Origin of the sequence: Nonomuraea sp. NPDC049028, assembly GCF_043197735.1 — a bacterium.
Classification (GTDB): Bacteria; Actinomycetota; Actinomycetes; order Streptosporangiales; family Streptosporangiaceae; genus Nonomuraea.
Map to the genome: position 1 here is coordinate 345,072 of NZ_JBICTR010000002.1, position 11,070 is coordinate 356,141.

The 11,070-nt window shown below is 68.1% G+C and carries 9 protein-coding genes; 1 reads left to right on the forward strand and 8 read right to left on the reverse strand.

Translation table 11 applies throughout. The annotated features are described in order from the left end of the window. Nucleotides 1-85 precede the first annotated feature (85 nt). The 7 genes from ACGFJ2_RS07940 to ACGFJ2_RS07970 form a co-directional block, all read right to left on the reverse strand. On the reverse strand, nucleotides 86-1,849 hold the full coding sequence (locus ACGFJ2_RS07940) for an ABC transporter substrate-binding protein (protein WP_393465919.1): 1,764 nt from the start codon (nucleotides 1,847-1,849) through the stop codon (nucleotides 86-88). Nucleotides 1,850-1,868: 19 nt separating this feature from the next. Next, a complete protein-coding gene (locus ACGFJ2_RS07945) occupies nucleotides 1,869-2,132 on the reverse strand; it encodes a DUF2160 family membrane protein (protein ID WP_393465922.1) in 264 nt (87 codons plus the stop codon). 11 nt (nucleotides 2,133-2,143) lie between these two features. Beyond that, nucleotides 2,144-2,896, reverse strand: coding sequence for a carbohydrate ABC transporter permease (locus ACGFJ2_RS07950; protein ID WP_357647321.1), 753 nt, complete (start codon nucleotides 2,894-2,896; stop codon nucleotides 2,144-2,146). A gap of 95 nt (nucleotides 2,897-2,991) precedes the next feature. Beyond that, nucleotides 2,992-3,951, reverse strand: a complete 960-nt coding sequence (locus tag ACGFJ2_RS07955) for a sugar ABC transporter permease (protein ID WP_357941954.1) — start codon at nucleotides 3,949-3,951, stop codon at nucleotides 2,992-2,994. Then, the gene (locus ACGFJ2_RS07960) at nucleotides 3,948-5,102 is read right to left on the reverse strand and encodes an ABC transporter ATP-binding protein (protein ID WP_393465925.1); all 1,155 of its coding nucleotides are present in this window, start codon (nucleotides 5,100-5,102) and stop codon (nucleotides 3,948-3,950) included. The genes ACGFJ2_RS07955 and ACGFJ2_RS07960 overlap by 4 nt, the downstream gene beginning before the upstream one ends. Continuing rightward, entirely contained in the window at nucleotides 5,095-6,186 is a 1,092-nt protein-coding gene (locus tag ACGFJ2_RS07965; RefSeq protein WP_357941958.1) for an ABC transporter ATP-binding protein, read from the reverse strand. The genes ACGFJ2_RS07960 and ACGFJ2_RS07965 overlap by 8 nt, the downstream gene beginning before the upstream one ends. A gap of 216 nt (nucleotides 6,187-6,402) precedes the next feature. Next, entirely contained in the window at nucleotides 6,403-7,914 is a 1,512-nt protein-coding gene (locus tag ACGFJ2_RS07970) for an N-acetylmuramoyl-L-alanine amidase (RefSeq protein ID WP_393465929.1), read from the reverse strand. A 189-nt stretch (nucleotides 7,915-8,103) separates the two neighbouring features. Between ACGFJ2_RS07970 and ACGFJ2_RS07975 the strand changes: the two genes are divergently transcribed. After that, entirely contained in the window at nucleotides 8,104-10,071 is a 1,968-nt protein-coding gene (locus ACGFJ2_RS07975; protein ID WP_393465932.1) for a family 10 glycosylhydrolase, read from the forward strand. On the opposite strand, the gene ACGFJ2_RS07980 is transcribed toward ACGFJ2_RS07975, so the two are convergent. After that, entirely contained in the window at nucleotides 10,061-10,951 is an 891-nt protein-coding gene (locus ACGFJ2_RS07980) for an NAD-dependent epimerase/dehydratase family protein (protein WP_393465935.1), read from the reverse strand. The two genes, ACGFJ2_RS07975 and ACGFJ2_RS07980, sit on opposite strands and share 11 nt — an antisense overlap. Nucleotides 10,952-11,070 lie beyond the last annotated feature (119 nt).

Genomic DNA, 11,070 nt, shown 5'->3' on the forward strand with positions numbered 1-11,070 from the left:
CGATCCAATCATTCGCGCTTACCGGCCGCGTAGGCACACTAAGAGAGGGGACCGACAGATTACCCGCCGGTCCCGCCGCGACTGATCAGCCTCCGGTCTTCCACTGGGCGATGAGCTTGTCGTAGTCCAGCGTCGCCGGCTTGCCGCGCTCGTCGGCCAGCTTCGGCGCGGGGGCGCCGGGCTGGTCCAGCCAGTATTGGGCGTCGCGCTCCGGGTTCAGCTTGGGCGCGCAGTTGCCGCCGCGGCGCTCCAGCCGCGACAGGATGTCGTCCTGCTGCTTGGCCAGGTTGTCCATCGACTGCTGGGCGGTGGTCTCACCGGTGACGGCGGTGGCGACGTTCTGCCACCAGAGCTGGGCGAGCTTCGGGTAGTCGGGGACGTTGGTCCCGGTCGGCGTCCACTGCTTGCGGGCGGGGGAGTTGTAGAACTCGATCAGGCCGCCGTACTTCGCGGAGTTGTCCTTGAAGTAGTCGCTCTTGATGTCGGAGTCGCGGATGAAGGTCAGGCCGGTGATCGACTTCTTCAGCGAGACCGTCTTCGACGTGACGAACTGGGCGTACAGCCAGGCCGCCGCCCTGCGCTCCTTGGGTGTGTTCTTGAGCAGGGTCCAGGAGCCGGCGTCCTGGTAGCCCAGCTTGTTGCCTTCCTTCCAGTAGACGCCGTGCGGGCTGGGCGCGACGCGCCACTTCGGCGTCCCGTCGGCGTTGACGACCGGGAGGCCCGGCTTGGTCATGTCGGCGGTGAACGTGGTGTACCAGAAGACCTGCTGGGCGATGTTGCCCTGCGCCGGCACCGGTCCGGCCTCGCTGAAGTTCATGCCCGCCGCCTCCTTCGGCGCGTACTTCTTCAGCCAGTCGACGTACTTGGTCAGCGCGTACACCGAGGCGGGCCCGTTGGTGTCGCCGCCGCGGGTCATCGAGGAGCCGACCGGGCGGCAGTTCTCCACCCTGATGCCCCACTCGTCCACCGGCAGGCCGTTCGGGATGCCCGGGTCGCCGTTGCCGGCCATGGACAGCCACGCGTCGGTGAAGCGCCAGCCGAGCGAGGGGTCCTTGCGGCCGTAGTCCATGTGGCCGTAGACCTTCTTGCCGTCGATGGTCCCGTTGCCGTTGACCTTGTTGGTGAAGAAGTCGGCGATGTCCTCGTAGGCCGCCCAGTTGACGGGCACGCCGAGGTCGTAGCCGTAGGCTTCCTTGAATTGCTTCTTGTACGTGGGATTGGTGAACCAGTCGTAGCGGAACCAGTAGAGGTTGGCGAACTGCTGGTCGGGGAGCTGATACAGCTTCTTGTCCGGCCCGGTGGTGAAGCTGGTGCCGATGAAGTCGTTCAGGTCGAGGGTGGGCGAGGTGACCGCCTTGCCCTCGCCCGCCATGTAGTCGGACAGCGGGAAGACGTAGTTGCCGCGGAAGTGGGTGCCGATGAGGTCGGAGTCGTTCACGTAGGCGTCGTAAATGTTCTGGTTGCCCTGGATCTGCGTCTGCAGCTTCTCGATCACGTCACCTTCCTGGATCAGGTCATGCTTGACCTTGATCCCGGTGATGTCGGTGAACGCCTTGGCGAGCTTCTGCGACTCGTACTCGTGGGTGGTGATCGTCTCGGAGACGACGTTGATCTCCATGCCGCGGTACGGCGCGGCGGCCTTGGTGAACCAGTCCATCTCCGCGAGCTGCTGATCCTTGGACAGGGTGCTCGGCGTGAACTCGCTCGACACCCACTTCTGTGCCGCCGCCTTCCCCTGGGCCTCGGTGAAATCGCTCTTGGGCTTCTGCTCGCCCGCTGAGCACCCGGCCCCCAGCAAGACGAGCACGGCCAGGCCAACGGCCGTGGTCCTGCCTCTTGGACGTCTCATCGCCTCATGCCTCCTTCGGTCAGCCCCAAATCCCGATCACGATGGTCACCAGGAGCGCGCACGCCAGAGCCAGCCACATGGACAGGTCGGTGACGGCGATCCAGCCGGCGAGTACGACGGCCGCGCTGATCAGGCCGATGTACAAGCGGTCGCCACGGTCGGTCTCGATGCGCAGGAAGCCGCGCCGGGCCACCGGGGGTGAGAAGTGGCCCCAGATCGCCATGCCGCACAGCATCAGCGCCAGGCCGATGAAGACCAGGGCCGTGGGGAGGGTCCACACCATCCACTGCATCGTCAGACCCTTCCAAGAGCGAAGCCCTTAGCCACGTAGTTGCGCACGAACCAGATGACGATGGCTCCGGGGATGATGGTCAGCACGCCCGCCGTGGCCAGGAGGCCCCAGTCCACTCCGGCCGCGCTCACCGTCCGCGTCATCGTGGCGGCGATCGGCTTGGCGTTGACCGAGGTGATGGTCCTGGCGATGAGCAGTTCGACCCAGCTGAACATGAAGCAGAAGAAAGCGGTGACGCCCACCGCGGAGCGGATCATCGGCAGGAAGATACGCAGGAAGAATCGCGGCAGGGAATAGCCGTCGATCGCCGCCGTCTCGTCTATCTCGCGCGGTATCCCGGACATGAATCCTTCGAGGATCCAGACGGCGAGCGGGACGTTGAACAGCATGTGCGCGATGGCCACGCCCAGGTGCGTATCGAACAACCCCACGCTCTGATAAATCTGGAAAAAGGGCAGCAGGAACACGGCCGGCGGCGCCATGCGATTCGTCAGCAACCAGAAGAACAGGTGCTTGTCCCCGGCGAACCTGAACCGGGAGAAGGCGTAGGCGGCCGGCAGCGCCACGATGAGCGACATCACCGCGTTCAGCGACGTGTAGATGATGGAGTTCAGGTAGCTCGAATACCAGACCGGGTCGGTGAAGAAAGTCCGGTAATTGTCGAGCGTGGTCCGCTGCGGAATGAGCGAGAAACTGCCGAGAATGTCCTCGTTCGGGCGGATGGACATGCCGAACATCCACAACAGCGGCAGCATCAGGGTGGCGGCGTACAACCAGAACACCGCCCGCGCCCATGGCAGCTGCCACCCGGCCCGCCGCGCCACGGCGACCTGCCCCTCGGCCATCGCGGTCACCTCCCTGACCTGGTCAGCACGGTGAAGAAGACGTACGAGACGATCTGTACGACGAGGAAGTACAGCAGCGAGAAAGCGCCCGCCGGCCCCAGGTCGAACTGCCCGACGGCGACCTTCGACAGCAGGATGCTCAGGAACGAGGTGGCGTTGCCCGGTCCGCCCCCCGTCACCACGAACGGCTCGGTGTAGATCATGAAGCTGTCCATGAACCGGAGCAGGATCGCGATCGTCAGCACCCCGCGCAGGCGCGGCAGCTGGATGTGGCGGAAGGTCGCCCAGGCCGAGGCGCCGTCGATCTGCGCGGCCTGGAAGTAGGGGTCGGGGATCGACCGCAGGCCCGCGTAGGCCAGCAGTGCCACCAGCGGGGTCCAGTGCCAGACGTCCATGATCAGGACCGTGATCCAGGCGTCGGTGGAATCCAGCGTGTAGTTGAAGTCGATGCCCAGGACGTTGTTGATCGTCCAGCCGCCCAGCCCGATGTCGGCGCGGGCGAAGATCTGCCAGATGGTGCCCACCACGTTCCACGGGATGAGCAGCGGCAGCGCGACGATGACCAGGGCCACCGACACCCAGACCCCGCGGCGCGGCATCGCCACCGCGAGCGCCACCCCGAGCGGGATCTCCAGCAGCAGCACCTGGGCCGAGAACAGCAGGGTCCGCACGAACGCGGCGCGGATCTCGGGGTCGCGGGCGACGGACCTGAACCACTCCAGCCCCACGAAGATCCGGTCGTCGGGGCTGAAGATGTCCTGGACGGAGAAGTTCACGACCGTCATCAGCGGGATCACGGCGGTGAAGGCCACCGACACGACGACCGGCAGTACGAGGAGCCAGGCGCGGTTGTTCTTCGGCTTGAGGCTCACCCGGGTGTCGGGCGTGCCGTCCTGGGGGGCGGCGCCGGTGACGATCTCGCCGCCCACCTGGCTGCCCGCGACGGTGACGCTCTGCTCGGTCACGATGCGCCCTCTCCGTCGAGTTCGTCGAGCCCGTCGAGCGGTGCGCCCTTTCCATCGAGCCCGTTGAGTGGTGCGATGGACCCGCACCTGACCGAGTCCCTGAACAGGAACGCGCGATCCGGTGCGAAGCGCAGGAACTCCACGGCGTCCGGCGCGAACCGGGCGTCCGCCTCCGTCTTGGCGATCACCGGGTGGCCACCGGCCTCGACGTGCACGAGGTTGTAGGCGCCCATCCGGTCCACCCCCGTCACCCGTACGGGCAGTCCGGGCGAGGCTCCCTCACCGCCGAGCCGGGCGAACTCCGGCCGCACCCCGATGCGCACCGGCCCCGGCTCCAGCTCGCCCTCCTGGTCGCTGACCGCCTGCCCGACGTCCGTCTCCGCCACTCTGACCACCCCGTCGGCGATTTCGGCGGGCACGACGTTCATGCCGGGCGAGCCGATGAAGTGGCCGACGAACTCGTGTGCGGGCGACAGGAACAGCTCCGTCGGCTCGCCCGCCTGCACGATCGCGCCCTCGTTGAGCACGACCACCTCGTCGGCGAAGGTCAGCGCCTCGGTCTGGTCGTGGGTGACGTAGATGAGCGTGTGCCCGGTGTCGCGGTGGATCTCCTTGAGCTTGCTGCGCAGCGTCCACTTGAGCGCGGGGTCCACGACGGTGAGCGGCTCGTCGAGGAGTACGGCGGCCACCTCGGAGCGGACCAGCCCGCGCCCCAGGCTGACGATCTGCTGCCGGCCCGGATCCAGCCGCCGCGACCTGCGCTTGAGGTGGTCGTCCAGGCCGAGGAGCTGCGAGACCCGGCGTACCCGCTGGTCGATCTCCGCCTTGGGATACTTCCGGTTGCGCAGCGGGAAGGCCAGGTTGTCGTAGACCGACATCTCCTCGTACAGCACCGGGAACTGGAAGACCTGCGCGATGTTGCGGCCCGCCGTCGGCACGGCGGTCACCTCGCGGTCGTCGAAGAAGATCCGTCCCACGGTGGGGGAGAGCAGCCCCGAGATGATGTTCAGCAGCGTCGTCTTGCCGCACCCGCTCGGGCCGAGGAGCGCGTACGCCCGTGAGCTCCGCCAGGTCCACGTCATCGGCCGCAGCGCCCAGGTCCGGCCGCCGTCGTAGCTGTGTCCCACGCCTTCGAGCCGGATGTCAGCCATGCAGGTCGACCTCCGCGGCGGAGGTGGCGAGCAGGCGACCGCCGGCCTCGTCGAAGACGAAGATGTGCGCCGGGTCCACGTAGGCCATGGCCCGTTCGCCGGGGGTGAAGAGCTGGGGGCCCGGCAGCTGGGCGACCAGGTGCCGCCCGTCGATCAGCTGCAGGTGCAGGAAGGTCGAGCTGCCCGTCACCTCCGCGAGCCTGATCTCCGCCGGGAACTCCAGCACGCCGGCTCCACTTCGTTGGATCGTCACCTGGTGGGGGCGTACCGCGAGCACCACGTTCCGTCCCGAGGCGTGCGCGCCGGGAGAGGGGAACGAGCTGCCCAGGCACTCGATCCGGCCCTCGCGCACGACGCCGGGCAGCAGGTTGAGCGGCGGATCGCTGAGCGTCGCGGCGACGGCCAGCGTCGGCGGCTGGGCGTACATGTCCGCCACGTCGCCCACGTCCAGCACCCGGCCCTCGCCCAGGACCACCGTCGGCGAGGCGAAGGTCAGCGCCTCGGCCGGGTCGGCCGTCGAATAGAGGACCACGCTCGGCGAGTCGCGGAACATGTTCTTCAGATCGCCCCGCAACTGCTCGCGGAGCTTGAAGTCGAGGTTGGCCAGCGGCTCGTCGAGCAGCAGTACGTCGACCGGCCGGGCCAGCGCGCGGGCGATCGCGGTGCGCTGTTGCTGGCCGCCCGACAGCTCGGCGGGCCGGCGGTCGAGCAGGTCGCCGATGCCCATGATTTCGGCGACCTCGCGCACCCGCCGATCGATGTCTTTCTTGGGAAAGGAGCGCGCCATGCGCAGCGGTGAGGCGATGTTCTCGTAGACCGAGAGCGAGGGATAATTGATGAATTGCTGATAGACGAAGGCGACCGAGCGTTTGCGCACGGAAATAGCCGTTACGTCTTTTCCGTTCACCACGACCCGCCCCGCGTCGGGTGGAAGCAGTCCTCCGACGACCCGCATCAGGGTCGTCTTCCCCGCTGCCATCGGCCCGACGAGCGTGGTCATTCCATGGGATAATTCCAGGTGGATGTCGTGCAGCCAGGTTTCCCCGCGCTGCCGTACGCGGACGCCGTCAAGAACCAGCGCCATGTGCACGAGCCTCCTTGCCGGAGTGCGATCGACTGCCGCGCCGCCCCGAAGCGTGGCCGGTCAAGACCCCTCCATCTAACATCCTTTGCCAGGACGTGCAAAGGGGGAAGTTTCCATCGGTCCACTTATTAGCGAATGGGCATATATTTATCGATGTTTATTTGGCCGCGGTGAACAAGTACGGCCCGTGCGATCGGGCACGGGCCGTACCAGATCTCAGACCTTGCTGATGCGGACGGCGTCCGCGATGACGAGGCCGGTGCCGGAGGTCCACCGGCTGACTCCCACGACGTTGGCGGTGCCCGCCGCGAGTGAGAAGGTGCCGAGGCTCTTCCAGCTGCCGCCGCCGGAGCGTTGGTCCACGTACACCGTCTGGTTGCCGCCGGAGGAGGCCACGATGTACGGCGCGGAGCTGTTGTAGCCGGGATCGTCCGGATACCAGACCTCCACGCGGTAGGTGCCCGCGCTGGGGATGGTCGCCTGGTACCAGGCCGGGTCGCTGGCGGCCACGGGGTCGGCGAACCGGTAGTCGGCGCCGTAGCGCTGGGTGGAGTAGGTGGAGGTGCCCCAGTTCGCGCTGGCGGTGAACTGGCCGGAGGTGGTGTTGTCGACCGTGGTGGTCCACGTCGGGGTGCCGCCGCCACCGGTCACGTAGTTCATGTACGTGGTCCAGTTCCAGTACTGCCCCGGGTCGGTGTGGTCGGCGCCGGGCACCTCGGAGTGGCCGATGATGTGGCTGCGGTCCTTCGGGATGCCGTACTTGTCGCAGATGTACTTGGTCAGCGCGGCCGAGGAGCGGTACATCGCGTCGGTGAACCACGAGGCCTCACTGACGTAGCCCTCGTGCTCGATGCCGATGGACCTGGTGTTGTACGTCCAGTTGCCGGCGTGCCAGGCGATGTCCTTGTCCCGGACCATCTGAGTGATCGCGCCGTTGGACGACTTGACCACGTAGTGGGCCGAGACCTGGGCGCTGGGGTTCTGGAACCAGGAGATCGTCCCGGCGTAGGAGCCCTGCGTCACGTGGATGATCACCCGGTCGATGGCGTAGCTCGACTCGCGGCTGGAGGCGGTGTAGTTGCTGGAGCTGGCGGCCGCCCAGGTGGCGTCCGGGTAGTCGGGGCTGGCCGCCTCGGCGGCGCCGAACGAGCGCGTCTCGGCGTACTGGCCGCGATCGGCCGTCACCTCCTGCGGCGCCACGCGTACGTCCTTGGCCTGGATTCCGAGGCCGAGCAGCTCGTAGACGGCGTCGGCGTAGAGGCGGGCGAGCTGGGGCGAGGCGGTGTTGCCGTACTTCGCCACGGCCTCGTACCAGCGGCCGGGGTCCTTCCTGGCGGCCTCGTCGAGGCCGAGCTCGTCGGCGTTGGCGCGCAGCAGCGCGGCACCGCCGAGGATGTTGGCCGCGGTGTCGGCGCGCAGCTTCTTGACCGGCAGCCCCGTGAGCCCGGACGCCTTCTCCAGCGCCTTCGTGGTGGGGTTGCTGACCAGGTGCATCACGCCGTATCCGCCGCTGGCGCTGGGCTCGCCGTTGTGGCCGTCGAGGTGGGTCTCGGCGTAGGCGAGCGCGACGAGCAGGTCGCGCGGGACGTCCTGGGCCGCGGCGGCGCGGGCGAAGGCGTCCGAAAGCGGCGTGTCCTTGGCCGCGACGGCGGGCTGGCCGGCGAAGACCAGGAGGGCGGCGAGGACCGTGGAGACGAGAGCCGTTAATCGCTTGGGGGAGAGTGACATGGGAGCTCCCTCGTTAAGGGTCGACGGCTGCACAGTAAGCCGGTTCCTGACAGATGTCGATAATTGACATTACTGACGAGTTAGAAGAAACTTTCCGCCCGTACTCGGACATCTGGGGCGGAAAGTTGGGTCCCCCGGATTGGCTGAAGACTATTGCGCTCAGTCCGGGAGAAGATGAAACTTCTTTTCGTGACCACGCACCCCCTGCGCACCATCCTGGCCACGGTCGCCCTTGTGCTCACCGCTCTCGTCGTCCCCTCCACGACCCCCGCCGTCTCGGCGGCGGCGTGCGTGACCGATCCCGCGACGCCCAAGCGGCAGTTACGGGGCATGTGGGTCTCCTCGGTCGCCAACATCGACTGGCCGAGCAGCGCGGGGCTGAGCGTGGCGGCCCAGCAGGCGGAGTTCAGGGCGTGGCTGGACCTGGCCGTGTCCAAGCGGATGAACGCGGTGTTCGTGCAGGTCAGGCCGACAGCGGACGCGTTCTGGCCCTCGTCGTACGAGCCGTGGTCACAGTGGCTCACCGGCACCCAGGGCAAGGATCCCGGCTACGACCCGATGGCCTTCATGGTCGCCGAGGCGCACGCCCGCAACCTGGAGTTTCACGCCTGGTTCAACCCGTACCGGATCGCCAACAACGCCGACCCGAGCAAGCTGGTGGCGACCCACCCGGCCCGGACGCATCCGGCCTGGCGGTTCGCCTACGGCGGCAAGCTCTACTACAACCCCGGCATCCCGGAGGTCCGCGACTTCATCGAGGACGCCATCATGGACGCCGTCACCCGCTACGACCTCGACGGCGTGCACCTCGACGACTACTTCTACCCCTATCCGGTCAGCGGCGAGACCATCCCGGACGCCGCGACATACGCCCAGTACGGCGGCGGGTTCGGCAACATCGCCGACTGGCGGCGCGACAACGTCAACCAGCTGATGCGCGAGATGGACCAGCGCATCCACGCCGCCAAGTCCTGGGTCTCCTTCGGCGTCAGCCCGTTCGGCATCTGGCGCAACGCGAGCACCGACCCGCTCGGGTCCAGCACCTCTGGCCTGCAGTCCTACGACGCGATCTACGCCGACAGCAGGCTCTGGGTCAAGCAGGGCTGGGTCGACTACCTCGCGCCGCAGATCTACTGGAACATCGGGTACGCCCCGGCGGACTACGCGGTGCTGACCGCCTGGTGGTCGAGCGTGGTGCGCGGCACCGGGGTCCAGCTGGTCGTCGGCCAGGCCGCCTACCGCGCGGGCGCCAGCGGCCAGGACGCGGCCTGGCAGGATCCCGCCGAGCTCAGCGACCACCTCTACGACAACAGGAAGCACCCCGAGGTGGCCGGCGACATCTACTTCAGCGCCAAGGACGTCAAGGCGAACCGGATCGGCGCCATCGCCGCGCTGGTCAACGCCCACTACGCCAAGCCCGCCCTGCTGCCCGCCCGCGGCACCGCCGCCGCACCGGCGGCTCCCACGAGCGCGGCGGCGACCAGGGGCTCGGGCGGCGTGGCGCTGTCGTGGCAGGGCGCCGGCGCCACGGCCTACGCGATCTACCGGGTCGACGGCTCCCGACCGGCGGCCGATCCGTGCGCGTACGCCGACGCCCGCAACCTGCTCGGCACGACCAGGAAGACCACCTTCACCGACGCCACGGCGACGGCCACCGGCGGCTACACCTACTACGTGACCGCACTGAACCGGACGCACCAGGAGAGCGCGCCGAGCGCGGGCGCGGTGGTGACGGGCACGGCGGCGTTCAGCGTCGTGGTCGACAACTCCGACGCCGGGTTCGCCGCGAGCTCCTCCTGGGGCACCTCGTCGTTCTCGGCGCAGCTCTACGGCGCCGACTACCGCTTCGCCGACCCCGTCGCGGCCAGCGACCCGGCGTGGTTCAAGGCGGCCATCCCGAGCGCCGGGAACTACCGGGTGGAGGTCTGGTACGCCGCCAACGCGGGCTACAACAGCGCCACGCCGTATCTCGTGGCGGCGTCGGGCGGGAACCAGACCGTGGTCGTGGACCAGCGCTCGGGCGGCGGGCAGTGGCGGACCCTCGGCACCTACACCCTCGACGCGGGCACCTACAACGTGGTCGGGGTGAGCCGCTGGACCTCCACGACCGGGTACGTCATCGCGGACGCCGTACGCATCACCAAGATCACTTCATAGGAGCCTTGAGCGCCCGGCCGTCCTCGTCCAGGTAGTCGCGCCACGAGCGCTTGGGCGCCCAGCCGAGCATGCGCACCGCCTTGGCGCAGGAGATGCCGGAGGCGTCCGGACGGCTGAGCGGCCGCAGCGCGATGGCGTCGCCGTAGTGCTCCCGCAGGGCCGTCGCGAAGTCGTGGCCACCGACGTTGTCGGGCGAGGCGATGTAGAACACCTCGTGTCCCGGCAGGTCGGATTCGGTGGCCAGCACGATGGCGTCGGCCAGGTCGTAGACGTCGATGTAGCTCCACAGCCCGGCTCCGGGCTGTCCGTCGCGGATCTGCGGGCCCAGGTTGCGCTCGTAGTTGCCCTCGTGCTGCACCCAGCTCGGCCGAATGGAGACGCATCGGATGTCTGACCGGCGCACGGCCGCGTCCATGAGCTGCTCGCCGAAGTGCTTGGCGGTGGCGTAGGGGTCTTGCGGCCGGATCGGGTGCTCTTCGTCCACGGGCGCGTAGTCGGGCAGGAACGGCCGCTCGGGGAAGAAGAAGCCGGGCACGGTCTCGCTGGAGATGTTCACGAAGCGGGTCACGCCGAACCTGATCGCCGCCTCCAGCATGTTGAAGGTGGACATCAGGTTGTTCTGGAAGACCACGTGCGGCGGGTTGGTGCTGGGCTCGGGGATGGCGGCGGCGTGGACGACCGCGTCGGCGCCGCGCACCACCGCGTACGCCGCTCCGGCGTCGGTCAGGTCGGCCTGCTGGTAGCGGGGGGCGCCGGGCTCCGTCCGCTCCCAGACCGGGCGGGTGAGGTCGACGGCCGTCACCTCGTGACCGGCGTCGAGCAGCGCCTGGGTGGCCGCACGTCCGACCTTTCCGTGGGCACCGGTGACGACGACGTGCATGGGAACTCCTTAGGCGCCAGGGGTCGGACGTCCAGGATAAGGGGACGGGTCGTCGGCGTTGAAGGCTTGAATCGTTTCGCTTCAGAGCGGAAGTTTGCGGGTATCTGGGCGGATGACAC

Coding starts and splice junctions, on each gene's coding strand:
- ACGFJ2_RS07980 (WP_393465935.1), bottom strand. CDS start 10,951: ATGCACGTCGTCGTCACCGGTGCCCACGGAAAGGTCGGACGTGCGGCC.
- ACGFJ2_RS07950 (WP_357647321.1), bottom strand. CDS start 2,896: ATGCTGCCGCTGTTGTGGATGTTCGGCATGTCCATCCGCCCGAACGAG.
- ACGFJ2_RS07940 (WP_393465919.1), bottom strand. CDS start 1,849: ATGAGACGTCCAAGAGGCAGGACCACGGCCGTTGGCCTGGCCGTGCTC.
- ACGFJ2_RS07945 (WP_393465922.1), bottom strand. CDS start 2,132: ATGGTGTGGACCCTCCCCACGGCCCTGGTCTTCATCGGCCTGGCGCTG.
- ACGFJ2_RS07960 (WP_393465925.1), bottom strand. CDS start 5,102: ATGGCTGACATCCGGCTCGAAGGCGTGGGACACAGCTACGACGGCGGC.
- ACGFJ2_RS07965 (WP_357941958.1), bottom strand. CDS start 6,186: ATGGCGCTGGTTCTTGACGGCGTCCGCGTACGGCAGCGCGGGGAAACC.
- ACGFJ2_RS07970 (WP_393465929.1), bottom strand. CDS start 7,914: ATGTCACTCTCCCCCAAGCGATTAACGGCTCTCGTCTCCACGGTCCTC.